This is a genomic window from Mesorhizobium sp. M7D.F.Ca.US.004.03.1.1 (genome assembly GCF_003998635.1).
Lineage (GTDB): Bacteria > Pseudomonadota > Alphaproteobacteria > Rhizobiales > Rhizobiaceae > Mesorhizobium > Mesorhizobium loti.
The window spans coordinates 1-25,331 of sequence record NZ_RZQG01000010.1; the positions used below are offsets into that span (position 1 = coordinate 1).

36 protein-coding genes are annotated in these 25,331 nt (G+C 58.3%); 17 read left to right on the forward strand and 19 right to left on the reverse strand.

All coding sequences use genetic code 11. From position 1 onward, the window contains the following. From EN935_RS01565 to EN935_RS01590, 6 genes are all read right to left on the reverse strand, one after another. Positions 1–1,487 (reverse strand): acyl-CoA dehydrogenase family protein (locus EN935_RS01565; protein ID WP_127373136.1); only part of this gene is annotated, 1,487 nt, incomplete at its 3' end. A 242-nt stretch (positions 1,488–1,729) separates the two neighbouring features. After that, positions 1,730–2,161: a hypothetical protein gene (locus tag EN935_RS01570; RefSeq protein WP_127262407.1), complete on the reverse strand. Its 432-nt coding sequence runs from the start codon at positions 2,159–2,161 to the stop codon at positions 1,730–1,732. A gap of 351 nt (positions 2,162–2,512) precedes the next feature. Next, positions 2,513–3,130 carry a hypothetical protein gene (locus EN935_RS01575; protein ID WP_127262408.1) on the reverse strand — a complete coding sequence of 206 codons (618 nt, stop codon included), beginning with the start codon at positions 3,128–3,130 and terminating at the stop codon, positions 2,513–2,515. A 38-nt stretch (positions 3,131–3,168) separates the two neighbouring features. Then, positions 3,169–3,564 (reverse strand): hypothetical protein, encoded by a 396-nt coding sequence (locus tag EN935_RS01580; protein WP_127262409.1) that lies wholly within the window; start codon positions 3,562–3,564, stop codon positions 3,169–3,171. Positions 3,565–3,567: 3 nt separating this feature from the next. Then, positions 3,568–4,890, reverse strand: coding sequence for a phage terminase large subunit (locus tag EN935_RS01585; protein WP_127262410.1), 1,323 nt, complete (start codon positions 4,888–4,890; stop codon positions 3,568–3,570). Positions 4,891–4,936: 46 nt separating this feature from the next. Further along, entirely contained in the window at positions 4,937–5,572 is a 636-nt protein-coding gene (locus EN935_RS01590) for a hypothetical protein (protein WP_127262411.1), read from the reverse strand. A gap of 346 nt (positions 5,573–5,918) precedes the next feature. Here EN935_RS01590 and EN935_RS01595 point away from each other — a divergent pair, with 346 nt between their 5' ends. The 7 genes from EN935_RS01595 to EN935_RS01620 all read left to right on the forward strand — a co-directional run bounded on the left by EN935_RS01595 (position 5,919) and on the right by EN935_RS01620 (position 8,030). Next, complete coding sequence (locus tag EN935_RS01595) at positions 5,919–6,107, forward strand: hypothetical protein (RefSeq protein WP_127262412.1); 189 nt, start codon at positions 5,919–5,921, stop codon at positions 6,105–6,107. 100 nt (positions 6,108–6,207) lie between these two features. Next, positions 6,208–6,447 (forward strand): hypothetical protein, encoded by a 240-nt coding sequence (locus EN935_RS01600; RefSeq protein ID WP_127262413.1) that lies wholly within the window; start codon positions 6,208–6,210, stop codon positions 6,445–6,447. A gap of 9 nt (positions 6,448–6,456) precedes the next feature. Beyond that, positions 6,457–6,942, forward strand: a complete 486-nt coding sequence (locus EN935_RS01605) for a hypothetical protein (RefSeq protein ID WP_206534484.1) — start codon at positions 6,457–6,459, stop codon at positions 6,940–6,942. After that, entirely contained in the window at positions 6,939–7,121 is a 183-nt protein-coding gene (locus EN935_RS01610) for a hypothetical protein (RefSeq protein WP_127262415.1), read from the forward strand. The genes EN935_RS01605 and EN935_RS01610 overlap by 4 nt, the downstream gene beginning before the upstream one ends. Before the next feature lie 132 nt (positions 7,122–7,253). Then, entirely contained in the window at positions 7,254–7,574 is a 321-nt protein-coding gene (locus EN935_RS01615; RefSeq protein WP_127373137.1) for a hypothetical protein, read from the forward strand. A gap of 124 nt (positions 7,575–7,698) precedes the next feature. After that, complete coding sequence (locus EN935_RS42710; RefSeq protein ID WP_281040301.1) at positions 7,699–7,833, forward strand: hypothetical protein; 135 nt, start codon at positions 7,699–7,701, stop codon at positions 7,831–7,833. Then, complete coding sequence (locus EN935_RS01620; RefSeq protein WP_127262417.1) at positions 7,830–8,030, forward strand: hypothetical protein; 201 nt, start codon at positions 7,830–7,832, stop codon at positions 8,028–8,030. The genes EN935_RS42710 and EN935_RS01620 overlap by 4 nt, the downstream gene beginning before the upstream one ends. Before the next feature lie 106 nt (positions 8,031–8,136). Here the strand turns inward: EN935_RS01620 and EN935_RS01625 are convergent, their stop codons facing one another. Both EN935_RS01625 and EN935_RS01630 read right to left on the reverse strand, forming a co-directional pair. Beyond that, positions 8,137–8,682 carry a hypothetical protein gene (locus tag EN935_RS01625; protein WP_127262418.1) on the reverse strand — a complete coding sequence of 182 codons (546 nt, stop codon included), beginning with the start codon at positions 8,680–8,682 and terminating at the stop codon, positions 8,137–8,139. Positions 8,683–8,694: 12 nt separating this feature from the next. Continuing rightward, the gene (locus EN935_RS01630) at positions 8,695–9,213 is read right to left on the reverse strand and encodes a hypothetical protein (protein WP_127262419.1); all 519 of its coding nucleotides are present in this window, start codon (positions 9,211–9,213) and stop codon (positions 8,695–8,697) included. 219 nt (positions 9,214–9,432) lie between these two features. Here EN935_RS01630 and EN935_RS01635 point away from each other — a divergent pair, with 219 nt between their 5' ends. Further along, positions 9,433–10,017 (forward strand): hypothetical protein, encoded by a 585-nt coding sequence (locus tag EN935_RS01635; RefSeq protein ID WP_127262420.1) that lies wholly within the window; start codon positions 9,433–9,435, stop codon positions 10,015–10,017. Positions 10,018–10,140: 123 nt separating this feature from the next. Here EN935_RS01635 and EN935_RS01640 read toward each other — a convergent pair whose 3' ends face one another. From EN935_RS01640 to EN935_RS01655, 4 genes are all read right to left on the reverse strand, one after another. Continuing rightward, the gene (locus EN935_RS01640; RefSeq protein ID WP_127262421.1) at positions 10,141–11,277 is read right to left on the reverse strand and encodes a hypothetical protein; all 1,137 of its coding nucleotides are present in this window, start codon (positions 11,275–11,277) and stop codon (positions 10,141–10,143) included. After that, positions 11,274–11,570: a hypothetical protein gene (locus EN935_RS01645; RefSeq protein WP_127262422.1), complete on the reverse strand. Its 297-nt coding sequence runs from the start codon at positions 11,568–11,570 to the stop codon at positions 11,274–11,276. The genes EN935_RS01640 and EN935_RS01645 overlap by 4 nt, the downstream gene beginning before the upstream one ends. A 91-nt stretch (positions 11,571–11,661) precedes the next feature. Continuing rightward, entirely contained in the window at positions 11,662–12,210 is a 549-nt protein-coding gene (locus tag EN935_RS01650) for a hypothetical protein (protein WP_127262423.1), read from the reverse strand. Further along, entirely contained in the window at positions 12,207–12,410 is a 204-nt protein-coding gene (locus EN935_RS01655) for a hypothetical protein (protein WP_127262424.1), read from the reverse strand. The genes EN935_RS01650 and EN935_RS01655 overlap by 4 nt, the downstream gene beginning before the upstream one ends. Positions 12,411–12,580: 170 nt before the next feature. Between EN935_RS01655 and EN935_RS01660 the strand changes: the two genes are divergently transcribed. From EN935_RS01660 to EN935_RS01685, 6 genes are all read left to right on the forward strand, one after another. After that, the gene (locus tag EN935_RS01660) at positions 12,581–12,841 is read left to right on the forward strand and encodes a hypothetical protein (protein ID WP_127262425.1); all 261 of its coding nucleotides are present in this window, start codon (positions 12,581–12,583) and stop codon (positions 12,839–12,841) included. Positions 12,842–12,956: 115 nt separating this feature from the next. Then, positions 12,957–14,885 (forward strand): virulence-associated E family protein, encoded by a 1,929-nt coding sequence (locus EN935_RS01665; protein ID WP_164757528.1) that lies wholly within the window; start codon positions 12,957–12,959, stop codon positions 14,883–14,885. Between the two features lie 379 nt (positions 14,886–15,264). Continuing rightward, positions 15,265–15,501: a hypothetical protein gene (locus EN935_RS01670; protein ID WP_127262427.1), complete on the forward strand. Its 237-nt coding sequence runs from the start codon at positions 15,265–15,267 to the stop codon at positions 15,499–15,501. A gap of 226 nt (positions 15,502–15,727) precedes the next feature. Further along, positions 15,728–16,147 (forward strand): Rap1a/Tai family immunity protein, encoded by a 420-nt coding sequence (locus EN935_RS01675; RefSeq protein ID WP_245468626.1) that lies wholly within the window; start codon positions 15,728–15,730, stop codon positions 16,145–16,147. A 166-nt stretch (positions 16,148–16,313) separates the two neighbouring features. Then, positions 16,314–16,664, forward strand: coding sequence for a hypothetical protein (locus tag EN935_RS01680; protein WP_127262429.1), 351 nt, complete (start codon positions 16,314–16,316; stop codon positions 16,662–16,664). 388 nt (positions 16,665–17,052) lie between these two features. Further along, positions 17,053–17,310, forward strand: a complete 258-nt coding sequence (locus EN935_RS01685; protein ID WP_127262430.1) for a hypothetical protein — start codon at positions 17,053–17,055, stop codon at positions 17,308–17,310. 30 nt (positions 17,311–17,340) lie between these two features. Here the strand turns inward: EN935_RS01685 and EN935_RS01690 are convergent, their stop codons facing one another. After that, positions 17,341–17,589, reverse strand: a complete 249-nt coding sequence (locus tag EN935_RS01690; protein WP_245468624.1) for a hypothetical protein — start codon at positions 17,587–17,589, stop codon at positions 17,341–17,343. Between the two features lie 95 nt (positions 17,590–17,684). Continuing rightward, the gene (locus EN935_RS01695) at positions 17,685–18,299 is read right to left on the reverse strand and encodes a hypothetical protein (protein ID WP_127373139.1); all 615 of its coding nucleotides are present in this window, start codon (positions 18,297–18,299) and stop codon (positions 17,685–17,687) included. A gap of 173 nt (positions 18,300–18,472) precedes the next feature. Here EN935_RS01695 and EN935_RS01700 point away from each other — a divergent pair, with 173 nt between their 5' ends. Next, positions 18,473–19,330, forward strand: coding sequence for an ATP-dependent DNA ligase (locus EN935_RS01700; RefSeq protein ID WP_127262432.1), 858 nt, complete (start codon positions 18,473–18,475; stop codon positions 19,328–19,330). A gap of 30 nt (positions 19,331–19,360) precedes the next feature. Here the strand turns inward: EN935_RS01700 and EN935_RS01705 are convergent, their stop codons facing one another. The 3 genes from EN935_RS01705 to EN935_RS01715 all read right to left on the reverse strand — a co-directional run bounded on the left by EN935_RS01705 (position 19,361) and on the right by EN935_RS01715 (position 21,683). Continuing rightward, on the reverse strand, positions 19,361–20,095 hold the full coding sequence (locus EN935_RS01705) for a hypothetical protein (protein WP_127262433.1): 735 nt from the start codon (positions 20,093–20,095) through the stop codon (positions 19,361–19,363). Between the two features lie 89 nt (positions 20,096–20,184). Continuing rightward, positions 20,185–20,478 (reverse strand): hypothetical protein, encoded by a 294-nt coding sequence (locus EN935_RS01710; RefSeq protein ID WP_127373140.1) that lies wholly within the window; start codon positions 20,476–20,478, stop codon positions 20,185–20,187. Further along, positions 20,475–21,683 (reverse strand): site-specific integrase, encoded by a 1,209-nt coding sequence (locus EN935_RS01715; protein WP_127262435.1) that lies wholly within the window; start codon positions 21,681–21,683, stop codon positions 20,475–20,477. The genes EN935_RS01710 and EN935_RS01715 overlap by 4 nt, the downstream gene beginning before the upstream one ends. A 288-nt stretch (positions 21,684–21,971) precedes the next feature. Between EN935_RS01715 and EN935_RS01720 the strand changes: the two genes are divergently transcribed. Together EN935_RS01720 and EN935_RS01725 are read left to right on the forward strand one after the other, a co-directional pair. Then, positions 21,972–22,190 (forward strand): hypothetical protein, encoded by a 219-nt coding sequence (locus tag EN935_RS01720; RefSeq protein ID WP_127262436.1) that lies wholly within the window; start codon positions 21,972–21,974, stop codon positions 22,188–22,190. 156 nt (positions 22,191–22,346) lie between these two features. Continuing rightward, entirely contained in the window at positions 22,347–23,456 is a 1,110-nt protein-coding gene (locus tag EN935_RS01725; RefSeq protein ID WP_127262439.1) for a glycoside hydrolase family 25 protein, read from the forward strand. Between the two features lie 14 nt (positions 23,457–23,470). Here EN935_RS01725 and purD read toward each other — a convergent pair whose 3' ends face one another. Beyond that, complete coding sequence (gene purD / locus EN935_RS01730; protein WP_127373141.1) at positions 23,471–24,748, reverse strand: phosphoribosylamine--glycine ligase; 1,278 nt, start codon at positions 24,746–24,748, stop codon at positions 23,471–23,473. A gap of 158 nt (positions 24,749–24,906) precedes the next feature. Further along, the coding region (locus EN935_RS01735; RefSeq protein WP_206534485.1) for a phytanoyl-CoA dioxygenase family protein at positions 24,907–25,331 on the reverse strand (425 nt) is incomplete at its 5' end.

The window sequence follows — 25,331 nt, forward strand, 5'->3', positions numbered from 1 at the left end:
GCGTCGAGAGCATCGGCAGTACGGCCGAAACCCTCGAGATTCGATGTCCGTACGGCATTGGCGACCACAGCAAGTTCGGCGATATAGCCATGCACATGGTCGCCGCCGCCGAGCGGCAGCTTGCGCATCACCAGATCGACCGCCTGGATGCCGTTGGTGCCTTCGTAGATCGGCGCGATGCGCGCGTCGCGATAGAAGGCGGCCGCGCCCGTCTCTTCGATAAAGCCCATGCCGCCATGCACCTGGACCCCGAGCGAAGCAACGTCGACACCGACGTCGGTCGAGAAAGCCTTGGCCAGCGGCGTCAGCAGATTGGCACGGTCGCGCCAGTGCGCCGCCTCATCGCCGTCCGAGACGCGCGCCAGGTCGATGGCGTGGGCACAAGAATAGCTGATCGCCCGCGCGATCTGCGTCAGCGCCTTCATGGTCAGGAGATTGCGCTGCACGTCGGGGTGATGGACGATGGGCGCCATGCCGGCACCAGCGTAGCTTGCCGCCTTGCCTTGCCGGCGCTCATTGGCATAGGCGATTGCCTTCTGCGTCGCGGCCTCGGCGACCGCGACCCCCTGCATGCCGACACAAAGCCGCGCATTGTTCATCATCGTGAACATGCAGGCGAGGCCCTTGTTCTCCTCGCCGATCAGCCAGCCGACGGCGCCCGGCTTGGCGCCCTGGAAACCATCGCCATAGATCATGGTGCAGGTCGGCGAGGCATGGATGCCGAGCTTGTGCTCGAGGCCGGAACAGAAGACGTCGTTGCGCGCCCCCAGCGAGCCATCGTCGCCGACCAGGAATTTCGGCACCAGGAACAGCGAGATGCCGCGCGTGCCGACAGGTGCATCGGGCAGCCGCGCCAGAACCAGGTGGATGATGTTGTCGGTAAAATCGTGCTCGCCATAGGTGATGAAGATTTTCTGGCCGAAGATGCGGTAGCTGCCGTCACCAGCCGGCTCGGCGCGGGCGCGCAAGGCGGCGAGGTCCGAACCGGCCTGCGGCTCGGTCAGGTTCATCGTGCCCATCCATTCGCCCGACACGAGCTTTTCGAGATATTTCGCCTTGAGGTTTTCGGAGGCGTGTTTGTCGAGCGCTTCGACCGCGCCCATGGTCAGCGTCGGGCCGATGCCGAAGGCCATGGCGGCGGAGTTCCACATTTCGAGCGCGGCAACGCCAAGCATGGTCGGCAGGGCCTGGCCGCCATAGGCTTCAGGCCCGGACAGCGCGTTCCAGCCGCCGTCGATCCAGCGGCGATAGAGTTCCTTCCAGCCGGGCGGTGTGGTGACGGCGGCGTCCTTCAGCACGGCGCCTTGCTGATCGCCGATCTTGTAGAACGGTGCGACCTCTTCGGTGGCGAAGCGGCCGGCCTCGCCCAGAACGGCATCGACCAGATCCTCACCTAGATCGCCGAACCTGCCGGCATCAAGCGCCGACTTCATGCCGGCCACGTGCTTGAGCGTGAACGCGATATCCTCGACCGGTGCCCGATACATGCCGCTCACTCCTCCTGATGCATCGGCCCCGCCGACTCTAGAGCCAGCGCCACTGCAAAACCATCCGCCCTTTGGGCGATCTCCCATCTTCTTTTTACGTAAACATCGACTGAACACAAACTATGCTGCAAAAGCAATTACATACCGAAATGCCGCAAGGTCGATCTACACAATCCATCCACAAAGAAAAAGGGCGCCCGATTGCTCGAACGCCCTTTGATCAACCGTGCAAACGTAGACTGTCAAGCAGGGCGAACGCGGCCCGCGCGATCATCTGCTTTTTTCGTTTGTATGCTGGCTGTGGCCTTATTCCGGCCGAGCGCGACATGATGCGCGATCACCTCTTTGCGGCTGGCCGTCGGATTGGCATTCGCATAGGCTTGAATGTGACCGCACACACCCATCTCGACATCGGCGACGACAGGGGCGACAGGCTTGCCCTTGCCCTTCGGCGCGGGCTTCGTCTTCGCGACGGTATCGGCGACCATGGCCTTGATCGTGGCGGCCTTGGCGGCGGCGGTAGGTTGGGCTTTCTCTCGAATCTCGTATTGGTCGACGCCATCGACACGCGTGCCGTAAAGCTCACGAGTGCCGGCGGCGTACAGGCCAGCTTTGACGGCTTCGCGAAGGGCTGCGACGGCGGCTTTCTTGTCGGTGAAAATGGTGTTGGTCATTTGATGTGCTCCGTTGTCGGCGCCGCACAATCGCGGCGTGCAGGAACACGTATCTACGGTTGCAATGCCGGTGGCACCGCCAATCGGAGCGCGAAGCCAAAATATCCGGCAAGCGTCGGCTGGTGCTCGTAATCGTCAAGCATCGAAGCGAACTCGCAAACCTCCTGGTCGTGCTCGTCGGCATCGAACGTGAGGGGGAACGATGTCAGCGCAATGCCGCGCTCACGTGTTGCTGTGCGCGTCGCCTTGGTGTTCGCGCGACGGCCAGCACGTCGGCACGCATAGCGGCAGTAGGTCTTGGAGGATGTCGCGGATATCGGCGCGCCGCATTGCCGACACGATGCCATGGCGTCACTCGAATGTGCCGTTGAACCGGGTCGCACCAACCGTGCGGCCGTCACCTGGCGAACGCCAACCCTTGCCGATGCGCTGCCACACTTTGAAGCCTTCCTTGCCGAGCCGCTTATAGTTCGTGTCGAGCTTCACGGCTGGGATGCGCTCACGCCAATGCGGATCGGTCAAATCGTTGTAGTGCTCGGCAATCAAGGTATCGGCTGCGATCTTGGCTTCTGCCCTGACCTGCTTCGCCGCATTGCGCGCTTGCTTGATCGCCTGCCGCTCAGCGCGGCTCTTGGCGTTCTTGATCGCCAGTCGAAAGGCGCGCCGTTCCTCAAAGGCCAGCATGTGGTCGAGATCATCGTCCTGGTAATCGTAGATCGTCGCAAGCGCCAACATGAGGAGAGGCTGGTTCGAGCGATGCTTGCCGGCGCGATTGAGGCCAGCCGCAACGCGTTCGGCGTCCTCGCGCTCGCCTCGTTCCCATTTCGAGATCACCACGCGAGCAAGGTTCTGTTGAACGCGTTTCGTCTCGTCAGCGTGCCAAGGACGCCAGGACGATACCTGTTCGCGACGGTCGGTGAGCGGATTGATCTGGTTAATCCAGGCGCCCATTGCTTCCCAAACCCTCATGTAACCCTCCAAGAATGCGCGCATCGGCGCGATTTGCGTTAGCGGTCTAGCGCCCAGCCCGTGATATCTTCGATTGAAAGGCGTTTGCGCTTCGGCCGTTTGGACGGATTCTTCGGCACGTGGCGTCCCATTGCGCGAAGCTGATCTTCGAATTCGGCGATCTCTTCGGCCGGCGTTTTGCCGCCATGTCGTGCAAACTCATCCGTGCCCACGTCTTCAAGTGGTGCCATCGCCGCGACTTCATCCGCAATCACCCGGCCAATGACTGGCGGCGGTGGCGTTGGAATAAACCGAAGCTCGTCGGTCACGCTGGTATCGATCACCATGCCAGGATCGCAGACGATTATCCGAATCTCGGGACCGTCGTCGCCGTTGATCCGCTCGATGTCAGGTAGGGGATTGCCGTCGATATCGCTGAAAATGAACCGTGCCATTGCTCACCACCCCGGAATGCGCATGACGCCAACACCGTCGTTTGCCTCGACTAGGTCGCGGCCCATGACCGCATAGCGGATCGAGTCCCAACAGTGGTCGTGACCTTTGCGGACCTGCTGCAATCGCTTGCCAGTCACGCGGTCGATCTTCCATTTGTAATGCTTGGTCTCGTCAATCGTCTCAGTGCACTCTGGATGAATGTACTGGGCCGCATAACCGCCGATCTCGCGAACGCCTTCAACCACCGACTTGCCGACAACGTTCTTGCGGGTGCGATTGATCGAGTAACCCTTATTGTTGAGGCCGTCGGTCGTACGCGGCTCCGAGTTGTCGGAGATCACGTCATCGTCCTTGCTGTCGAGCACGGCGTTGAGCAGGTCGGCAATGCCGTCAACATCCTCGCCGTAACCGACTGCCTCTTTCTCGACGTAGATCAGGCCGTATCGCGGGTTGAGCCATGTCTTGGTTGCGACCGTCGGATCGTCAACATAGCCAAGGTCGAGGCCGTAATGGCATGTTGCGCCCTCCAGGTACTGACGAGGCACGATCCCGACCTTGAACTTAGTATAGACGCGCTCGCCTTTGAAGACATCATATCCGCCACCGTACACGTGGGCATGCAATTGAGGGTCTTCGGCGAGCAGGCGATGGTATTCTTTAGCGGCTGGTGACGTCGCGAAGGTCGCCGAATCTTCGTGTTGCAGATGAACCTTGAGCAGGTCTTGCGGTGGGTTATCGCCGCGATAGTACTTGTCGCAAGCGTCTTCCGGATCGAGCGGATTCCACGACGAGATAAGTTCAGCGCCACGCCTGCGAAGTGCGCGGACAACTTCCATGAAATCTTTGTAGGAGACGTTCCGCGCTTCATCGAGCCAGAACACATCGACGCCTTGGGTACCGCGCATGGTTTCTTCGGCGTCGGATTCGAGGCCCTTGAAGAAGGCGAGCGAGCCGTTTTCTTTGTGGATGATCTCGTTGTGCAGGACGTCAAACCGGTCCTGCAAACCAAGCATGCGGATCGCGTCCTTGAGCGATTGCATGGACGAGTGGCGCAGCGAGACCAGGCGCTTACGCAAGCAGACGACACGGGTATATGCCGCCTCCATGCGGGCAATGATGTAGAGAGCGATTGTGGTCGTCTTCTCAGTGACGCGACCGCCATAGACGGCTTTATGCGTGAAGCCGGGGCGGAAGACCTGCATTGCCTTTCGTGACAGCACCAGCTTCCCATTCCACGAGCCTTCGGCGACGGTCTGCCGAAGCGTTCGAAGCTGGCGATTGGTTGCGGCATCGCTGACGAGCAGGTTCCATCCGGCCACATTCATCGCATCACCGTGCTAACGTCGTTACCTGGCATTGACGTTCGCACGGTCATACAATTTTACCGCTCGGCGGCCTGACGATGCCTTCGCCGGCCTTCTCCGCTGATCGCTTCGCGCCTGCCTGTTCCAGCTTCAGACCATTGACCTTTGCCCCGAGCAGGCCGAGCAGCGTGGTCACAAAATCCTTATCGCACTCGCCATTGGCATAAGCCTTCATGACGGTATCGATTGCGTCAGTCGGGGCGAGTTCGGTCAAGGCCTTTGCCTCTGCCGCTGAGCCGATGGTGTTCGGAACGCTGTGCGGGCCGACGGCGCGCTTCATCATTTCGCTGGCGATATCGAGCCGGTCAGCGAGCTTCGCCTCTGGCGACAGCAACACCTGTTCCATCACCTCGAAAGCCTGCTTGAGCAACGAAGCAGCGCGACCGCGAGCGTACTTCTTGGCCTGCCCGACGGTCATGGCGCTGTTAGCTGCGCCGGCCTCTTTCAGGAAATGCTGGTGGCGCTTCAACTGGAACTCGGTGCGCGCCTTTTCCTCGGCTTCATGCTTCGCCTTGCGAGCGAGGTAAACCTCTTCCTCGGATGGGTTGTGCCAGATGACGGCGCGCTTGAACTCCAGCTGTTTGTCGGTCAGTTCGGCGAGTGGCGCGTAGCGTGCGACGTTGGGATCGGCGGGAAAAGACATGTTCGGCTCCTGCGTTTCGTCAATACATGCGGCGGATCACACAATAAATCAACAGTATTCGAGAGCAACGTGAAGATTCTATTAGTGGCACATTATTGTTTTCGCGTACGTTGATCAAATCGCCGGAACGCCTAGACAACGTTTTGGTTTCGCCAAGGACAAGTGGCGCCTCACATGACTACGAATTCAACCGCGCGCTCGCGCTCCAGTTTCACCAATCCCGGCGACGGGATGCACGCCCTGGTGGTGTGCGGCGCCGCGTTAATTGACATGCAAACCATGCCTTGTCCGCATGGTGTCGGGCCCTCGCGGCGCCCTTGCTTCAACACCATGGAAGGACAAGCACATGGTCAAGATCGTTTCGTTTCCCGCCAAGCCGAAGAAGGTCGTCTCATTGTTCGAGGCGGCGCCAATCCCTGCCGACGTGATCGTGGCAATGGGATTGCAATCCGGCTTGGTGATGTACGGCGGTCGTTTCCACGCAACGAAGCTGGGCAAAGACGAGGTTCGCCCTCTCCTGCGCCACGCCGATTAACCGCATCGGCGCTCGGAGGAAACCCCTTTCACCGGACGAGCGCAGATCACCCGGCGACGGTTCACAAGGCGTCGTCGGGACGAATTGAAGGAATGAACCAATGAAGCTGACAGACGCCGAAGTCGCAGCCGAAATCGACCGCGTGTTCACGAAGGCACGTCGCGGCGAATTCGATCCGATCCCCGGCGCCAAGTCGGCTGACGTGATCAAGGCAAACGCCATCGCCATGCAGATGGAACTCGATGCAGCATTGCGCGAGCGTCCTTACGATCCGACGGAGAAGTTTGACGGCAACGCCTATGCGAAGGCCGCTCGCGAAGACATGAAGTTCAACCGGTAAATGCCGACAATGTGGCTACTCAAGGGGTTCGCAACAACGGAATCGATCGATCAAGAGCGGTGCATGTTCGTGCGCCGGTCGATCCCGATCACCAAGACGTTGCCGCCATTGTGTGTGAGCCATCGTGACGGCATCCGCGCACCGCTCGAACTCGCCGGTCGCGTTCTTAAGCTGGAATGGCGCGAGAAAAATCTTTGGGCGGAAGTCGCGGTCGAGGACAAGCACAAGGACGTGAAGGGGTTCAGCGTCGGGTGCCAGCTCAAAGAATTCGAGACGGTGCGAGCATTCGAGAATTCGTACTCGAAGGTTCTTCTTGCTGAACTGACCGAGCTCTCAATCACGAACAACATGGCGAACCTGGAAGCGCTGGTCGTATCGCGTGAACCATACGTTGCCACAGGGCAGGACGACGGCATGGCCGCGTACCTGGCACGCAAGGCGGCGCGTGATGTCCAAATGGCCTTCTGGCTGAACGAGCTCCGAGGCGGCCAATGAACCTGACCAAGCACGCAATGGAACGTAATCCGGCACGGCCTGCCGACGAGCACATGTCGACCATGCCTATTTGGAATCGCTCCATGAATGCGATGCCTGAGGTGTTGCCGCTGGATCAGGCGACGTTGGACGCCGCGATGCCCACAATCCCTGATCCAAAACCCAACACAAAGGAATAACCAATGCTTTCGTCCGAACTCCGCGATCTTATCAAAGGCTGGCCGGCAGACGCCATCGCTCGCGGCGCTAAGATCCCTGTCAAGGTCGCCGAAGATTTCCTCTCCGACAAGGTCTACCCGAACGCGGTCGATATGGCGAAGATCACCGCATGGGCAGAACTTCATACGCGCTATGGCGCGACCGGCGGCGTGTTCTTCGACAAGTACATGGGCGTGCAGCCAATGCCTCCCATGACCGTGCCGGTGCATCTCGGCGAATATGGCCAGAAGTACGAAGAGGCTGGCGTGCAGGACGGTACTTCGCTGGCGGTCGTCGACCCGGAAAAGACGCTGGTCAACATCGCGAGGGATGCGGCGCGCCACAATGCCATCACCGGTGTCGATATCAAGATCAGCGAAGAGAAGGTCTTGGCAGGCAAGCAGCTTTTTCGACGCGAAGACAAGGCTGCGTGATCCATGGCGGACAAATCCGAGACAATCGATCCGAAGGCCAAGGCCGACCTCAGCCGGCCACACCGATGCCGAAGCGCGCTCGATCCTGTCGCTGCGGCGCCGGGCGTTGAAAGGAGCTTGATCCATGGCGCGTCCGCAGGGCGATGAATATTTCTCGAATTGCGTGCCGGAGGCGATGGCCGAACTGGGCGATGCCCACGCTGATCTGTGTGCTGCGGACACCGGAGTACCCTTCCGTCACGGAGGTGAAGACGCATGAAACGCGCTCACTTGGACATGATCGAACGAGAGCAGGAATTAGAGATGAAACGCGCTCTGGATCGCATCCAGCGCGCCGAGCCGTCACGCGCCGACCTCGCCCGCCGCGCAACGCTCAAGGCAAAGCAGCCGCTCGAGCAGTCGAACGTGAGCGGTGCGCGCTTTTTCAGATCGTTCGAGAAAGGGTCGCTTAAATGACCTGCAAACCGAGCCGCGCATATGTCGGAGATTTGGCGCAGCCTTTGGTCGCGAACCGTGCAGCCGGCGACGGTTCACGCGCTGATGGGGATCGTACCGGTCTCACCTAAGCAGAAGGCGAGACGCCTTTTGCTTTTGCGTCAGAAACGAAAGGGAACTCCGCGCCGTTGAATGCCCACCAGTAACGATTGAGGCTTTGCCACCAAGTCACCTTAATGCGTTTTGACTTATCGCTGCCTAGGCTTTCGGCGGCAGCGTTGTAGGCGATCGCATCCATGGCCCGCATTGGAGGCGGCTCCTCCGCATAAAGACGATTAAGAGTCGCCTCCCATGTTCTCACTTTTAACGGGGTCGGCTTTTCGACCTCCGCGATATCCGCCGTCAATTCGTAAAAGCGGCGTTGCAGAAACTCATGAGTTCGCGCCCTTCCTCCAAAATCGAACACCAGCTGCAACAATCCTGCCATAGTAGCCGCAAACGCCAAAGCGGCAGGCGACGCTAAGTTCCTCTCAAAGTCGGCCACAGCCCCTGCGCCAGCCGCCACAACAATCAAGCTCATCATGCGGTTGAGCAGATCGTAGTAATTTCGGCGCGCAGTGTGATAGATCGCGTTCCTAAGTGCGTCAAAATTGATCTTGGACGGTTCGCGCATCGTATTTGGCCATCAGTTTGGAGGCGGCTTAATTCCCGGCCCCGCCATTCTTATGTAGATCTTGTGCCCAGCCGGTGCAAATATGAGAGGCTTGATGCTCTCGTATCCGAGCTTGTCGGTTATCGCTCCAAGCGCATCAACGACGCCTGCTTTGTAGGCGTCGAAATTGTCAGGTTTTAGAACGGCGCGAAAACCAGACGCCTCATTCGGTGACACTTCGATATACGAAATTTGTCCAGCCTTGGCGTCTACCAATGCGCCGGGTTGCCCCTCAAGCGTCACTTGGTACTCCCCCGGCGGCACCCTGTATTGCCTTACAAGCGGAAAGCCGGGCGCATTCCATTCAAACTTATCGAGAGAATTGCCCTTGGCGTCGGTGGCGGAAATGGAGAGTTCTTGGAGCGGATTTTGGACGTAGATTGCTATGCCGCTCTGATTGGGCGGTACAGTGATCCAACTTTCCAAGTCCCCTGCCATAGATGGAAATGCTGCCGATGTTGTCGCAAGAAAAATCAATGCCGCGCGCAACATCGGTTCCCCCGCTCGATGAAGTGAAGTGGGATAATGACATACCTATAAGTCGATTGCTATCCGCGCTCTTTTGACTTGCGCAAGCTTGCGATTTCATCCTTTTGAGGCTGCTTCGGCTTGGTCTCTGCTGTCCCGATGCGGCTTCGGTGGTTCAGCCTACGTGCGTTGCAGTCGTTCGTTTGAACTTGGCTTCGTTGCGACTCTTTGGGAGATTCAGGCATGGCCAACCCTTGGGACCCGTTCGAATTTCCGCTGGTGGGCACTCGGGACGAGTCAATCCTTTTCGAAGCCCTTGGTCGCGCCGTGAGCAGATGGGAATCTGTCGAGTGGCGACTGGCGACAATGTACAGCCTTTTCGCCTATGATCCTACTTGGACAAAGATGAGAGAATATGGCGCTGGCACAATATTCCGTAAGCGGTTGGATTCTCTCGGGCGAATAGCAGATGCTTGGTTCGCCAAATTTCCAAATCAGGCTGCGGAGGGCGCATTTCAAAGTATCGTAACTACGGCAAGTGGCTTCTCAAATCGTAGAAACGAATTTGCACATGGTATAGTGAGGGACCTACGCGATTACGTGTATTTCCACACCAAATTGCGCTTGGCCAGCGTGACTGTACCTCAATTCGTGGTGGTCCCTCCATTGCACTCCCGCAGAGGGAAAGACGGCGATTTCGCACTTCCTGCTTTTGGCTACTCAAGCCTGGAGCTTGACAGCATCTACAATAAATTATTGCGTTTTGAGGATGAAATAGATCTCTTTAGTGGCCGCCTTTGGCCGGACCAATGGCCGTCGCACCGATAGCCATAAGAATCTGCCAAACCACATCACGCGGCACCTACAGCGTGACCATCGCTGCGGCAATGTCGGGTATTATCGTCGGCGTGCGACACCTTCCAAGACCGGTGATGTCGGTTGACCGCGGTTTCAGATGTTCTCCAATTTGCGCGGCGTGAGGGCGAACGCTTCACCGTGTTCACGTCGATCCTTAGGAGACGTCTTGCGACCGCGCAGCGCTGCGGCCCATGTCAGTTCGACGTAGCCGACATATTTCTCCCGATAGAGGCCATTACGGTGCATGACCTCGATGTAGTGGTTGATGTTCGATGTCTTCTGCGCCATTGCGGACGCAATCGTCATGTCCACTTTGTTGGCATCATATGGCAGCTTGTCGGCGCGGCCATTCTCAGGGAACTTGGCGGTGAGCACGTCCAGCGCGGCCTCGCGGTAAGCGATGGCGGCAGGCTCGTTGACCTCGCGCTCAAGCGGGAACAGAAAGCACAGGCGCGGATCGGTCTTTGACCAGGATTTCATGGCGCGGACCTGTTCAATTACCTGCTCAAGCTCGCCGTCGGCAGGCGGTAGGTCGAGACCTTCAAGCAGGTCGCGATTGATGGTTCCACCAGCCGCCACGTGCTCGTCAAAGATGTAGTTGACGAGTTCGGTAACGTCGGCAATCGGCACGTCCTTTACCGCGTCCATGGTCATGGCGAAGAAGCGCTGTTGCCAGTAAATCTCGATGGCACCGAGCAGCCCTTGGTGCACAGCGCGCAGACGTTCGCACGGGGTTGCGATCACCCCGAACATGTGGAACCCTTTGCCGCCCATGGACCGCGCTGTCAGCGTCGGAAATTTCAACGCCGTGACAGCGACGGTATGGGCGCGGGAGCCGGGCTCCAGCTTATAAAGATCGATATCGATACCGACGATTTGGTGCTGCGGGGTGAACGCGAAGCCGAGCGCCTCGAACCGGCTTGGCTGATCTCTGCAAAGCTTGGCCGCGTTTCGGATCGGCATGTGATTTGCCGGATTATTGACATCAACGGCATATCCATATTGGTTCAACGGAACCTTGGCGACCTTGCCTTCCTTGCCAGCGCGAAAGTTGCACGGCACCCACGACACCGTGTGAAACAGCGGGTCCCAATTCGCGCTGATACCATCGTTCGTGAACGCGGCACGAGCGCGCTCACGATAGGGATTGAGGGCGATATCCTCCGCCGCTCGCGTCGCTTCATACGCGGCAACGGCCTGCTGTGCGAGGGCGTGAGGATCGTTGGTCATTTTGCGGCGCCGGCTCGATGCATGCTGACGTGGATGCACATGCGTTGAAGAATTGCCGCCTGTACCTTCATGCCATCGTCCAGGTCAGGCATGAGCGCGTCGATATCATCGAAGAGCTGCTCGGGGTTGTCGATACAATCGCCTTCTTCGCACCCAGCGAGGATCATCCGGACCGTTCGACCAACCTTCCACTGGGCGAGGTCGCAATCGGCCTGTTCTTGGGTGACAGTGACGGGTGGCATCGAGTTAAAAATCATGGCGAGGTTCTGCGTCTGCGTTGCGGGCAGTGTCATCTGGCAAAATTTCCTTTGCATTCAACATGTTATGGGGGCCGCTATTGTTATGCGAAAGACGTTCACGCGGTAAGGGGCGACCTGTGAGAATTCAACGGTCGTGCAACGCCAAAGCGAACGCCTGAGCGTGTTCCTCGGTCTGCTGTTCGGCTGTCGCGTCGGCAATCGCTTTCGCCTGCCAATAGGCGCTGTTCTCTTCCTCGACCGTGCCGGGTGCGTGAAGCTTGATCGCATCCGGTTTCACGGACTTGTACGCCTGCACGATTGAAGTGCGGCCCACCGTGAGAATGTCGACCTCATACGGCCTACCATACATCTGAACGGTGTTGGTTACCTGGAGCACCTCGACTGCGTGGCAGAGCATTTCGAAGCGTTGCCACTCGTCGTTCTTCACGTTCGGGTTCGGATCGTTGAGTCGGAAGATTTCATCGATGGTGAACCCGCCGAAGCGCCCCTTGCCGAAGACCATCGAACGGAACACGCAATAGGGGAAGGTGTCGCCTGTCTCGCGGCGCAGTTCGGAATGAATGATGGCGACTCGGTGGGTGCCGGTTGGCAGGCGTCGGTCGTGCGGATCGTGCCATGCCGGCAGCGGCTGCGGGAATGGATGGCCAGATAGGGTTTTGAAAAGGTTGGTCATGCACCGCATTCCTTCTCGATGGCTTCACGGTAATTGTGAGCGACAAATCCGAGCCATTGGTATGCCTCGGAGGCATTCCAGCCGTTAAGCCGGATCACGGTGCGAACCATTGACGCCATCAGCTTGTGAGAATCGACGTTCGGCTGATCCTTTACGATCTCATGCGTAATGGTGCGAAGGTTATCTGGTGTGAGGTTCATACTATATCCTTACTAGTTATTTGATCCGGTTAAATAACTCTGACATCGCCTGAAACAACGTCGTTCGTAGCTATTGACAAATATATTCGAATGCGCGTAACAATGTCAATATCAAATTTTTACAAATCGGCAGTTTACAAGTATAGGCGAAATATAAAAAGGAGAATGCAGTGAATACTTGCTCGAAAGCATATGACGATGCTGATATCCATCACGGCGAACCCTTGCCCCTCGATCTCGTCGCCGTCAATGAATACATCCGCCAGCGAGTGCAGAACAGCAATCGCGGGCAGCTGTCGCTTGAAGTAGGTCTGACCTACAACAAGCTGAACCATTTCGTGCGCAATCCAGGCACGACCTTGCGTGTCGAGGACATGCAAAAACTGATGGTGCATTTCGGCATCGTGAAGCCCGTCACATCGCAGGCTTGACCGGCTATGCGTGTCAGTTCAATAGTCCGAACGTCGCTCTCTGCAGCGATCCAGCAAACCCGCGATCCTCGAACCCATGTGGTGGATACTCGCAACAATTCGACGCGAGACACACATGGACGGGATTGCGATGACCGAGACTAAATGTGCGCTGTGCCAAGGCACGCACAGCCCGGAATATGTCTTTCACGAAAAGGCCGGGTACTGTGTCCCGCCTTCGAAGGCCCCACCAGCGCCGCCGCCGATCCCTGCGGCACCGCAGGCGCCTGTTGATGACGCGGATGACCGTGTGGACGTCGTTCCGCCTGCGCCGCCACCTCCGCCTCCCATACCCGGCCGCGACCTGGATGCCGATGATTGGGCGCTAATGGGTCTCGCGCCGCCAGCGCCGCCGATATCGAGTGCCGAACAGGCCGCACAAGACGCCGCCGACAAGCAAGCGAAACTGGATAATGCATCACCCTATGATCTGGTCGAGCAAGACATCCTGAACCTCAATGCCGGAGCGACGATTTCGGACGTTGAAAAGATCTTGGCCAAGTTCGCCATGCAGCAGGTCGATCCGAAGCGCCCTGTCGCGGAGCAAGTTGTTCGCGACATCATCGAGAGGACCGGCACTGCCAAGATGACGCTTGCGCAAGTGCGGACGTGGTACGCCAAGGCATACGCCGACGCCAGGAATTCAGCAAAGACCGAGATTGTTAAGTCTGGCATGCCGATCCTTCGCATCAACAGGGATGGTTTCGCAGCCAGTATAGAAATGAACCTGCATGATACGTTTCGCAGCGGATCATTCTGCCGTTTGATTTTCGATGAATTTAGACATGACATTCAAGTATGTAAGCGAGACGAGAATACATCGCTTGACTGGCATAAATCGCCGACGCCGTACCTTCATGACGAAGCAGATTATACCCGCCTGTCGGAACACCTACAGCGCAAGTACGGGTTCAATTCCATCGAACAAAATCTGCTTTACCGCTGCATCATGTCAGTCGCCATGGAAACGCGGATCAACAGCATGCAGCAATCGTTCAACATCGCCGCCGCTCGTTATGACGGCAAAAAGCGCATTGACACCTGGTTGACCGATATCTGCGGGGTCGAGGACAGCCCTTTAACCCGTGTATACGGCGCTCGATGGCTGATTGGCGTCGCCGCCCGCGTGTTTGAGCCCGGATGCCAGTTCGATAACGTGTTGTGTTTCGAGGGCGGCCAAGGTGAAGGTAAAACCACGATCCTCCGAACGCTTGCAGGACGACCAGAATATTACTGCTCGTTCACAGGCAAGATGAACGACCGTGACAGCCTAATGAAGGTGCGCGGTAAATTGATTGTCGAGTTTGCCGAAGGCGTCACCACGCGGAAAACCGAACAGGACGAGCAGAAGGAATTCATCACCCGCACCGATGACGAATACCGCGATCCTTACGGGCGCTCGATGAACAAGCACAAGCGGCAGTTCGGGCTGGCGATGACGATGAACCCGAGCGAATATCTGAACGATCCAACCGGCGCTCGGCGCATGTGGGGTGCCCGCTGCGGCGCCATTGACCTGGACGCCTTTCACGCGGTGGTCGGGCAGTTGTGGGGTGAAGCGGTTAGACGTTATCACGGCGGGGAGCGCTGGCACATTGGCAAGGGCGAGACCCTGCTGATCGGCATGCAGAAAGAGAGCGCGGAGGAGAGGCGCAAGCAGCACCCATTGGAGCCTGTTATCGCAAATTGGCTGACCCATACAGGGCACATAATCAATGGGAATTGGCGGCCTCAACACAAAAGGCCGATCCCTTTGACGTTCATCAAGAACGTTGGCGTTGTGCTTCGCGATGTCCTCGGGTTCCAGGATACGCGGCTCGACCGCAAGGACGAAGGCATGATGGCGGATATTTTGACGGTGCTTGGTTTTGAGAAAGCGAAGGTTCGCGGCGAAGGTTTAGGGCGAGATGTGAACCCTCTTCTCGGGTGGTGGCATCAATCATTGCCTCAAGCGGACAGGCGTGCTTTCGCTGCGCAGTTAATTAAAAGTGCCGAACAAGAATGAAAAAGAAGGGTCACACAGCACCGAAAAACTGTGTGTGACCCGTGTGTGTAGGGTCACAGGGTCACACGAACAGTTCCTATGTGAATAATTTGCCTCACATTTTCTCCCCCTACTGTTTTAAACCAAGGGTCACAAGGGTCACACAGGGTCACACAAGGGCTTTCGAGGCGCTTTTGGGGTGAACAACTGGGAGCACACAGGGTCACACAGCAAATCAGCACCGAAACGGCAGTAATTCGCTGATCGCTCGACAACTTAAGCAGTCAAGATCAAATTCCCGCGCTGCGCGGCGCCCCTTCCGTGCAAACGTCTTCGCCACTGCAACACTCTCGTAGGCCGTGCTATCCTGCCAGATCAAATCAGCTAAGAGGGATTCTGGATGAAGCGCTATGTCGTCGTCGCCAAGGCTCTGCGGTCGATACCGGACGGTCAAGATTCGGAGGGAAGCCCGCGCTGGTTGAGATACTTCGAAGAGCTCTCATATACGTTCACAGGCGATCAGCCGATATCGGCGATCTTCGCTCGGCTGGACAGCGACGTGGTAGAGATCAAGCTTCACGATGACGGATCGAACTATCCGGCTCGCCCTGCGGAGCAGTATGAACCCGCCTTTTGACGGGACAAATCAGCCGCGTCCCTCAAGCCGCCGCTTTCCCGTAAAACGGCAACTAAGCCGCGCGGCGTCAGGACTACCAAGGCGTCGCCGCCCTCGCCGATTGACTGCCTCCACACTTTGCCCCACAGCGCGGTTGGCGGCGCTGTACGGTCGAACCCTTGCGGCGGAAGGGTTGGAGGCTCACCCTATCTGTTGTCCTCGAACAGACGGGAGATACTCTTTGACGATGATCGCAAGATTGACTGCTCTGGCGCTGGTCGGTGCAGCACTTCTGACGCCAGGCGTCGCGATGACGCAGGAAGGGAAAGTTGCTGGCTTCTATGTAACCGGCGAACAGCTTAACGATGCTTGCCGCATCTACCTCTCAGTGAGGCGGAACAACGGTCAAGCGAACAGTACTCAGGAAGCTTGGTCGGCCGGCATGTGCTACGGGTATGTAGTAGGCGTAATGGATTTGTACAGCGGTCTAAAGGTTTCCTACAACGCGATTTCCGGAGACCCGCAGCCAGCCTTTTGCACCGGTATGATCAACGGCCTTTCTGCGGCCGAAGCCGTCGCGCTCTACCTTGACCAACATCCAGAGGAACGAAGCGAGGTTGGTTTCTATTTGGTACGGAAGATTCTGGCCGAGAAGTTTCCATGTTGAAGGGGCGTGCCGCCTATGCCCGAACAGATACCGGCACCATGGTGGTGGCATAAGCCGCTGAACCCTGGCGAATGATCGACCCAACATGCAGGCACTGGCGGCCTGCATGTTGGGTGTATCTGGACTTGCATCGCGGTTAGTCCCATTCTCTCTTCGGGAGAGGGGTATGGGACTCCAAGGGCAAAAGGCTTCTCGGCCGAAGAGAAGGCGTAGACGTTCGTTGCTGGAGCAGCGGGCGCTAATTCCGGTTCTGTTGTGCGGTGTTGCCGCTGCCAGCTACTTCGTCCCGCCTACTGAGCAGCACCCCCTTCCGACGGTGCATCGGCAAGGCGAGTCCAGCGCGCCAAATGGCTGCAACATCAAAGGCAATATCAGCGTCGAGACAGGCGAGCGCATCTACCACATTCCTGGCCAGCGATATTACGACGAGACAGTGGTAAACCCGGCCAAGGGCGAACGCTGGTTCTGCTCACAATGGGAAGCGTGGTGGGCAGGATGGCGGAAGTCGAAGGTATAGTCCCCGGGGCGCGACGCCTGCCGGGCAAACCTACCGCATTCCGACCACAGGGCGTCAGCACGTGGGGTCGCCGCGTTCGATGCGACACGACATACCCCCGACATCGAACGCGCGCTGACCGCGCCCTGTCCCGCAAATTTGTCGGTTGGAATAAAGGGTTTGTTAATAGTTTCGGCCCGGCAAGAGTATAAATGAGTCGGTCATCTGAAATCAGCGAAAAGGATTCGCGCACCGATGACCCTCCTCCAGTTCGCCTATGCAATGCTCGCCGTGTCGTATCTCGTCGCCGTGGTGGCGTTATGGGGAGGGCATTAGCGCCTACTGCGCCCAACCTAGCCTGCAAATCCATTTCTGGTATCATGGCCCCTTTCTCTGGGAGGGGATAGCGATGGAATTCAGGGTACTAAGCTGGGTAAGGGGCGTGCTATCAACCGGCAAGGCCAAACTGGTCGTTGACGAAAGAAGGGGACTTGTGGAACTGCGGAGCCGCATTCGCGGGCGGATGTACAGGATCCCGATTTCCCAGGATCAATCGAAAGCGATTGCGGACGCGCACAAACTTTTCGACAAGGCTCGAAAAACGGCTCGCGATGAGCGGATCTATAAGGCCGCCGAGGCAGCCCTTGCCCCTTTGGAGGCGGAGTGACAAGACGCGCGTTCGTTTAGTCGCCCCCTGTTAGCGCCCGTCCCTCGCCTTCGCATAGGCGTTGCCGATCCTCTTGGCGTCGGCTTGCACATAGTCGGGCGTATAGCTGAAACCGACCGCACGCTTCTTGCAGGCCGTGCACTTCATTCGAGGGGCCAGGTCGGTTGCCATCGCTGGCGCGTCCGCACCGTACCGTTCGCGCAGCGCCTCTAGGTCGAGCGTTTGCGAATGGTTACAGTGCAGGCAATGCGCCGTCACTTTCATGTCGTGCTCGATCAATGATGCGAACGTCCACCCGGCCATGCGATACGATACCGACGCCAAGTGAGCATTGCAACGGTTTGTTCCGTGTCTGTTCACCATATGCTAGTCGATCAGTGAAGAGCACCGCTCAGAGCAGTCGTCGCTATTCCTGAGAAGAAGCCGCCGAACGTTTTCACGATATCGGTAGCGGCCTTTAACTTTGCCTGGTTTTCGGGAATGTCTTTCGTAGTCAAAAGGACTATCATGGAACCCAGGAAGGCGAGGGCCATAACAACAAGGATCAGCAGGATGACCCACGGAACCATCCAAGAAAGGTCAACCTTAACGGGTGGATCAACTGCGGTTGTTGCCCCATAAGCGGACGGAATCAAAGTGTCTATTAATTCTTTTATATCCTGCCAAATTTTTGCAAAACTTTGTAATGTCAATGCTAGAATTGCTATAGTTCCGCTGATGGCAATCAACAGTGTAGCGTACTTTGATCTGACATTTATTTCATAAACCTGCGTATCTGGCTTATCATTCATCAGAACAATATCGGCAATTGCGGTTCGATCTTCTTTGTGAATTTCGTATTTATTTAGTATTGCGTCTAACCGCCTCTTGCGCTCGTAAAGCCTCTCGACCTGCTTTCCCCCTGAGCGATAGCCGATATATCCGAAGAGGGCGCCTGCGGCGGCAGTTCCCACAGTGACAGCGATCATAAGAAGCGAATTTGTTGACACTGATTACCCCTCTTGTTTGCCAAGCTTTCGATACACCCATGCCGCGATTAAGTCTTTCAGAAAGACCTCTGTTAGCGGTAGGCACAGCAACGCCCCCCACCCCTGTGGCATGCACGCCCTTGCAACCATTTTAGCTTTATCTAATTTAAATTCGGTCCTGTCCGAGTTTGCGTATGACTTTGAAGTTCATTGAGCCGCTGATGCCCACCCTTGTGGAGAAGCCTCCCGAAGGCCCGGGCTGGATTCATGAAGTCAAGTTCGACGGCTACCGCTCGCAGATGATCATTGATGAGACTGGCACGCGCATTTACACGCGCCGCGGCCTCGACTGGACGGCGAAGTATCGCGACCTCGCAGCCGCAGCGAAGACCCTGGACGTCGAAAGCGCGATCATTGATGGCGAGATCATCGTTCTGAATGAGGCCGGGCTGTCGGACTTTGGCGAGCTTCGAAAGGCTATCACGCGTCGCCAGCACGACCTGTATTTCGTGGCCTTCGATCTCCTGCACCTCAACGGGCACGATCTGCGCGACATGGCTCTGGACGACCGCCGGGAAATACTCGAAAGCATGATCCCGCCAGACAGACGCATCCAGTTCAGTCAGGCGCTGCCCGGCGATGCCATGGCGATCTACCACCTTGTCGACCAAGCTGGCCTGGAAGGCATGGTGTCGAAGCGTCGGGACAGCAAATACCGGAGCGGCAACTCGACGAGTTGGCTAAAGGCGAAGTGCTACAGCGTCGATGAGTTCGATCTTCTCGGAGTGGAGCGTGAGGCCGGCAAGCCAGCCTTCGCTCTGATGGCCGACAGGAAGACCGGGCGATACGTCGGTTCGGCCTTTATCAACTCGAGCCGCGCAATCCGCGAACGACTTTGGCAGCGCGTACAGGAACACACCGGGCTTGCGCCGAAGGGAATGAAGCGGCCAGCGACGCAATGGGTCAAGCCGGGGCTAATAGGGCGCGTGAAGCACTTGCGTGGCGAGGACGACTTGAGGCATGCCTCACTGCAGGATTTTAGGGAGGAGTGAGAGGCGGCCGCAAAGCTTCGCGGAATCTCTTTAAAAGAACGATTTGATGGCCGTCAAAATCTCGTCTCGAAAAAACGTAGCCAAAAGGCCCAATATTATAGCTGAAAAGAACCATTTTGGCGGGCTGGAAATCCGCTCATAGACAATACGGCCTCGCCCGAAATTAAATACAGTCTTAGGTATTACCTTACCGCTCGCCCACGGGATTCCGAAGATTAATGCCGCAAATACGAAAAAAAATATTCCTGGGGGCTTAGCGTCACCTGCCTTGGAGAAAGGAAGTGCCACAAGTATACCAACGCCTGCTGCCAGAGGGAAAACGATAGCCATCTGCAACAAACCCGGATAATTGTGTACGTTGATCCAGGTGTACCACTTCTTAGAGGCTCCTATCACACTCGTTATGCTCTGCTCCAACGCTAGGCAGACGTTTCTTTCTCCAGAAATTTCGTAGCTTACTGGCGCCATCCACGTCTCGCGCAGCCGAACGCTTACCCTATTAGGTATATTGTACTCAAAAACGCTGTAGCTAATAGATGAAATTCTGCTGGATTCGATGAAAGGATCCTTTAGCAACTCATCAATGTTGTCTGAAGTTATCGACCTTTCATTCATCAATTCAATGGTTACTGTCGGAAGCTTTCCAATGTGCTTTTGAATAGTCGCCGATATGGCAGTTAATTGATCCCTTGAAAAGACGTAACATCCCTGCTGTTTCTTGGTAATGCTCAGCTTGTCAGTCGGCACAACTACAGCCTGACTCATTCTATTTCCCCCATTTGGCCGGCCAGCATAACGAACCAGTGCTAGGCGAGCAACTTCAACCCCATTGCCCACCTCGACCGCCGATGCGCCTACCGTCCCGGCTCGCCAGCCGCTTCGGCTGCTTCCTGAGCGAGGCGCGTTATCTCAGCCAGCCATTCTGGTGAGCCTTCAATCAATCCGTCTTCACGCGGCACCTTTTCGCGGATCGCCAGCACGTCCTCACGGCGATAGCGCGGGCGGCCCTCGCTCGACCATGCGACCCTTTGCAGGCCGAACTGTTTGCGAAGCTGCCACCATCGTGTGCGGCCAACACCAAGCAGCTTGGCCGACTGTTTGGCGTTGAGCGTGGCGGCGTTTGTTGGGTCATTCATGGGATCGATCATGCCGCGGCATCCTTAGCGAGTTGGATTGTTTGCGCGATTTGATCCTGGTCGCTGTTTTGCTTCGGAACGGACATCACAAAATCATGCCAATACGTTAGCGCGGCGCGGCGTTTGGCGAGGCCAGATGCCCGGCGATAGCTCGACGCGGTGCGGTCGCCGACACGATGCGAGATCGTTTCTTCGGCCGTCTCATATGACACGTCCGTCTCGTCGCCAAGATACTCGCGCAGCGATGAACGAAAGCCGTGGACGGTCACGTCGCCTGGTGTCAGATGCAGGAAGGCCGATGCTGACAGGTGGTCAGCGCGTTTGCCGCGACCGCCACGGGAGCCGGGGAACACAAAGGCATGATCGCCGATACGTTCATGGAGCTGGTGTCGAATGATCTGCATGGCGCGATCCGTCAGCGGAACATCATGGGGACGCTTGTTCTTCATGCGTGACGCCGGGATATGCCAGACACCCTCATTCAGATCGAACTCGGGCCATTTCGCCTGTGTCGCCTCCGTCTTGCGCGCCCCGGTTAAAATGATGAACTCAAGCGCGCGTGCAGCTAACGTCGCCCTCGTCCTCAACCCCTCGCAAAACGACGGTACGGCGCGGTAGGGCAGCGATTTGTTGTGTGTCGTCGTGTGATCGAGCGGGGTGACGTGGGCAATGATGCGAGCGACGGCCGGGTTGCCGGATCGAAGGCCCTTGGCGACGGCGACATCGAACACGCGCCGAATGACCGACAGGACGAAGCGCTTCTGCGGAACGCGGTCATCGAAGGGCTTCAAGACAAGCCGAATGTCCTCGACCGTGATCTGTGCCACAGGGTCGCCGTGGATCGCCTTGCAGGCCTCGATTGCTCGATCCCACTTGACCTGTTCACGGTCGAGATGACGCCACTTGGGCTTCAAAACATTGAACGTCTCGGCGGCTAGTTCAAGGAACGTCATGCCGGCTTGCTTAGCCGCTTTAACGACCTGGATAGGGTCAAGGCCCGTGGCGAGCACGTCGCGATGATCCGTCGCCTTGGCGCGAGCCTGTGCCAGCGTGACAGCCCCTAAGCCGGCCTCTCGGCGCTTGCCGGTGACAGGCGACGTGTACAGGAACGAGAACGTTGCGCCGTTCCAATAAAGGCCGCCACCGTCGGCCACCCTGCCCGGACCCTTGAACGCCTTCACCTCGCGGTCGGTCAGTCGATTAATTCCACGTGCCATAATTTATGCCCCTTGTGTTGCGTTGACCCCACAATGCATCCCACAAAGGTCGCTTGCACGCACCTGACCTCATGTGAACACTGACGAACACTCAGCCAGAAGAACGCAGCAAAATCAACGCCAAAATGCACCTATTCCCCAAGGCCTTCAAGGCCATACGCATTTTTTACGTAAACGTCAAATTTTGTCACGCGGATTTTGCAATTGCGGCGGCGCGTATTAAATTCAATCGACGCCGGATCAAATCAACCGGCGACAGATCAGAACCAGCCGACCGGAACCCCTGCCATGCTTGCCAGACCCGACGCCTATCGTTGCATCGAATGCGGCCTGCCCTATCGAGCGGAAGGGTTCTGCTACCATGAGGGCAGACTGGAACACGGTGCCGCCTACTGGTCGGATCGCGGCATATTGTGTTCACCGCAATGCTCCCTCGCCCACCACCGTAAACGCGCCGCCGAAGGCACGCTGCGGCAGGAGCCTGCGCCGGACCCGTTTGAATTCTAGCCGCTGATGCGACGCCAGCTTTCCTGACGCCGGCCCCCGAAAGCAAATCCTTAACCATAGCGGTTCAGCATCTACCTTTGATCAACGGGGATTCCCTGTTTGAAAAGGACGGCGCGGCTCCTTCGCCGCACAGCGCTTCTCGCACTCGCGGCGACGATGGCGCTGTCGACGGCGGCAAAGGCCTCGGATTTTTCCGAGCCGTGGAAGAACGCTGACCGCGCCCTCATCGTCGATGCCTATGAATACAATTCCATCGACTGGGCCCAGCTCGCCACCGACAAGCGGGTCGTCGGCTTCATCAACAAGGCGTCCGACGGCATGCCGCCGCCCTATTTCTGTTTGGGCGGCGACACCGAGGTGAAGCTCTGCAAGGCGCTATGGAAACGCCATGCGGTGACGCGCGAACTGTTCCAGACGCGCCGGGTGGTTGCCAAGGCGCTCGGAATGAAATGGGGAGCCTATCACCTTGCCCGTCCCGGCAATCCGGTCGAGCAGGCCAACAATTTCCTCGATTTCGCCGAGCCCGCACCGGACGATCTCATGGCTCTCGACATCGAAGGCAATGATCCCTCGCAATGGATGTCGCTCGACGATGCCGAGGAGTTCGTGCGCCAGGTGCATCGGCGTATCGGCCGTTTCCCGGTGCTCTACACCAACGGCAAGACGGCCCAGTACATCGCCGATAACAGCTACAGATACAGGCTGCTGTCGCGGCTGCCGCTCTGGTATGCGCGCTACAAGTCCGACATCGACGTGCATTTTCCGATGGGCAACTGGCAAGGCTACGCACTGTGGCAGTTTTCGGCGCAAGCCAATTGCGGCCGGTTCCGCTGCCCTTACAGGGTCGCCGGCACGCCTAACGACATCGACGTCAATGTCGCGCCGACGGACGCCGCCACACTGCGAGCGCAATGGCCGTTCGGTGGGCTCATCGATGTGCCGCCCGACTATCTCGCCTCGATACCGCTGCCTGTCTCACGCGAAGCCGGCCTCGCCGGCAATGTCACCATCACCTACGCCTCGGTGGCGGCGCCGCCGACCTTCGAGGAAATGATTGTGGCGTTGGGCACGCGCTGGACGAGGTTTCGCGACGGCTTCCGCATGCCAGTCGTGAAGACGGTGCCGCGGCGGCCGGGCTTCGGCATTGTCCAATATGTCGCCTGGAAGCGGACCGAACAGCGTTCGCCCGCACAACTCGACGCTGCCTTTGCCGCAGCCGATCCACTCAGCACCGCTTCAACCGAACTCGATCGCGGCCAGCGGTAAGCCAATACGGAACTTCAGTTTCCCTGTTCGCGTGCCACGGCCTGCCAGCCGATGTCACGGCGGCAGAACCCGTCCGGCCAGTCGATGCGGTCGAGCGCGGCATAGGCCCGCGCCTGCGCCTCGCCGACCGTGGCGCCTGATGCCGTGACGTTGAGGACGCGGCCGCCATTGGCGACCAGCGCGCCGCCATTGATGGCGGTGCCGGCGTGGAAGATCTGGACGCCATCGCTCGCCGCCTGCTCGACGCCACGGATCACGGAGCCTTTTTCCGGCGTGCCGGGATAGCCCCTCGCCGCCATTACCACGGTCAGTGCGGCCTCGTCGCGCCAGCGTATGGAAGTGTGCGCCAGCTGACCGTCCACGGCGGCGTTGAGCAGGACCAGCAGATCGTCCTTCAGCCGCATCACCAGCACCTGGCATTCCGGGTCGCCGAAACGGGTGTTGTATTCGATCAGCTTCGGGCCTTTGTCCGTGATCATCAGCCCGGCGAACAGCACGCCGGAGAAAGGCGCGCCAAGTTCCGCCATGCCGCGCATGGTTGGCTCGATGATCTCGCGCATGGTGCGCTCGACCAGTTCCGGCGTCATCACCGGGGCCGGCGAATAGGCGCCCATGCCGCCGGTGTTGGGGCCGGTGTCGCCATCGCCGACCCGCTTGTGGTCCTGCGCGGTGCCGAAGGGAAGTGCTGTGGTGCCGTCGCAGAGGCAGAAGAAACTCGCCTCCTCGCCGGTCATGAACTCCTCGACCACAACTTCCGCGCCGGCCGCGCCGAAGGAACCGTCGAAACAGGCATCAAGTGCTGCCCGCGCCTCGTCCAGTGTCATGGCGACGGTCACGCCCTTGCCAGCGGCGAGGCCATCGGCCTTGATGACAATCGGCGCGCCGGTCTTTTCGAGATAGGCTTTGGCGGAGGCCAGATCACTGAACCGGCCATAGGCGGCGGTCGGGATGTTGTAGCGGGCGCAGAGATCCTTGGTGAAACCTTTCGAACCCTCCAGCTGTGCCGCAGCCTTTGAGGGTCCGAAAACGCGGATGCCTTGCGCGCGCAGATCGTCGGCAATGCCGGCGACCAGCGGCCCTTCCGGGCCAACGACGACGAGGTCGATCTTTTTCTCTTTGCAAAAGGCGCCAACGGCGGCGTGATCGGCGATGTCCAGCTTCACCAGTTCGGCCTCGCTGCCGATGCCCGGATTGCCGGGGGCCGCATAAAGCTTCGTCAGCAGCGGCGACGCGGCGATCTTCCAGGCGAGCGCATGTTCGCGGCCGCCGGAGCCGAGAAGAAGAACGTTCATGGCCACCTCTTGATGCCGACTATCCCTTAGAGCACCCGCTATTGCTCTCTGGACGATGGGTCAAGACATCAGGGCGTTTTGAGCCGAATTGCGCACGGGAACGTTATCCCCGGCCGAAAATGGGCGCCGAATACCGGCGCCCATTTTCTGGCTCCCGCTCAGCCCTGGTAGACCACTGGAAACCAGTCCTCGCGCAGCCTCTCGCCCGGCTGCATGCCATGGCCGTGATAGGGCGGTGAGGTACGCCCCGGCCGCTCGACATAGCGGGCATCGTCACCGACCCAGCGCAGCGACAGCGCCCGGCGTCGCGCCGCGGTCAGGTTGCCACGCGCGCCATGCGCGGTCCTGAAATCGAACAGAATGGCGTCGCCCGGCTCCATTTCCCACTCGAGCACTTTCAGCGACGGATCGTTGTCGGGATCGGGCACAGGCAGATAGTCGCCCTCGCCGGCATAGAAGTTGCTGTCGTCGAGCCAGCGCACCGGCAGGATCATCTTGTCCCATTTGTGCGAACCGGCAATTAGGCGCAGCGTCGCTTCCTTCACCGGGTCGATGGGGATCCAGAAGCTCACGGTCTGCTGGC

Coding starts and splice junctions, on each gene's coding strand:
- EN935_RS01570 (WP_127262407.1), bottom strand. CDS start 2,161: ATGACCAACACCATTTTCACCGACAAGAAAGCCGCCGTCGCAGCCCTT.
- EN935_RS01575 (WP_127262408.1), bottom strand. CDS start 3,130: ATGAGGGTTTGGGAAGCAATGGGCGCCTGGATTAACCAGATCAATCCG.
- EN935_RS01580 (WP_127262409.1), bottom strand. CDS start 3,564: ATGGCACGGTTCATTTTCAGCGATATCGACGGCAATCCCCTACCTGAC.
- EN935_RS01585 (WP_127262410.1), bottom strand. CDS start 4,890: ATGAATGTGGCCGGATGGAACCTGCTCGTCAGCGATGCCGCAACCAAT.
- EN935_RS01590 (WP_127262411.1), bottom strand. CDS start 5,572: ATGTCTTTTCCCGCCGATCCCAACGTCGCACGCTACGCGCCACTCGCC.
- EN935_RS01595 (WP_127262412.1), top strand. CDS start 5,919: ATGGTCAAGATCGTTTCGTTTCCCGCCAAGCCGAAGAAGGTCGTCTCA.
- EN935_RS01600 (WP_127262413.1), top strand. CDS start 6,208: ATGAAGCTGACAGACGCCGAAGTCGCAGCCGAAATCGACCGCGTGTTC.
- EN935_RS01605 (WP_206534484.1), top strand. CDS start 6,457: ATGTGGCTACTCAAGGGGTTCGCAACAACGGAATCGATCGATCAAGAG.
- EN935_RS01610 (WP_127262415.1), top strand. CDS start 6,939: ATGAACCTGACCAAGCACGCAATGGAACGTAATCCGGCACGGCCTGCC.
- EN935_RS01615 (WP_127373137.1), top strand. CDS start 7,254: ATGGCGAAGATCACCGCATGGGCAGAACTTCATACGCGCTATGGCGCG.
- EN935_RS42710 (WP_281040301.1), top strand. CDS start 7,699: ATGGCGCGTCCGCAGGGCGATGAATATTTCTCGAATTGCGTGCCGGAG.
- EN935_RS01620 (WP_127262417.1), top strand. CDS start 7,830: ATGAAACGCGCTCACTTGGACATGATCGAACGAGAGCAGGAATTAGAG.
- EN935_RS01625 (WP_127262418.1), bottom strand. CDS start 8,682: ATGCGCGAACCGTCCAAGATCAATTTTGACGCACTTAGGAACGCGATC.
- EN935_RS01630 (WP_127262419.1), bottom strand. CDS start 9,213: ATGTTGCGCGCGGCATTGATTTTTCTTGCGACAACATCGGCAGCATTT.
- EN935_RS01635 (WP_127262420.1), top strand. CDS start 9,433: ATGGCCAACCCTTGGGACCCGTTCGAATTTCCGCTGGTGGGCACTCGG.
- EN935_RS01640 (WP_127262421.1), bottom strand. CDS start 11,277: ATGACCAACGATCCTCACGCCCTCGCACAGCAGGCCGTTGCCGCGTAT.
- EN935_RS01645 (WP_127262422.1), bottom strand. CDS start 11,570: ATGACACTGCCCGCAACGCAGACGCAGAACCTCGCCATGATTTTTAAC.
- EN935_RS01650 (WP_127262423.1), bottom strand. CDS start 12,210: ATGACCAACCTTTTCAAAACCCTATCTGGCCATCCATTCCCGCAGCCG.
- EN935_RS01655 (WP_127262424.1), bottom strand. CDS start 12,410: ATGAACCTCACACCAGATAACCTTCGCACCATTACGCATGAGATCGTA.
- EN935_RS01665 (WP_164757528.1), top strand. CDS start 12,957: ATGGACGGGATTGCGATGACCGAGACTAAATGTGCGCTGTGCCAAGGC.
- EN935_RS01670 (WP_127262427.1), top strand. CDS start 15,265: ATGAAGCGCTATGTCGTCGTCGCCAAGGCTCTGCGGTCGATACCGGAC.
- EN935_RS01675 (WP_245468626.1), top strand. CDS start 15,728: ATGATCGCAAGATTGACTGCTCTGGCGCTGGTCGGTGCAGCACTTCTG.
- EN935_RS01680 (WP_127262429.1), top strand. CDS start 16,314: ATGGGACTCCAAGGGCAAAAGGCTTCTCGGCCGAAGAGAAGGCGTAGA.
- EN935_RS01685 (WP_127262430.1), top strand. CDS start 17,053: ATGGAATTCAGGGTACTAAGCTGGGTAAGGGGCGTGCTATCAACCGGC.
- EN935_RS01700 (WP_127262432.1), top strand. CDS start 18,473: ATGACTTTGAAGTTCATTGAGCCGCTGATGCCCACCCTTGTGGAGAAG.
- EN935_RS01705 (WP_127262433.1), bottom strand. CDS start 20,095: ATGAGTCAGGCTGTAGTTGTGCCGACTGACAAGCTGAGCATTACCAAG.
- EN935_RS01710 (WP_127373140.1), bottom strand. CDS start 20,478: ATGATCGATCCCATGAATGACCCAACAAACGCCGCCACGCTCAACGCC.
- EN935_RS01715 (WP_127262435.1), bottom strand. CDS start 21,683: ATGGCACGTGGAATTAATCGACTGACCGACCGCGAGGTGAAGGCGTTC.
- EN935_RS01720 (WP_127262436.1), top strand. CDS start 21,972: ATGCTTGCCAGACCCGACGCCTATCGTTGCATCGAATGCGGCCTGCCC.
- EN935_RS01725 (WP_127262439.1), top strand. CDS start 22,347: ATGGCGCTGTCGACGGCGGCAAAGGCCTCGGATTTTTCCGAGCCGTGG.
- purD (WP_127373141.1), bottom strand. CDS start 24,748: ATGAACGTTCTTCTTCTCGGCTCCGGCGGCCGCGAACATGCGCTCGCC.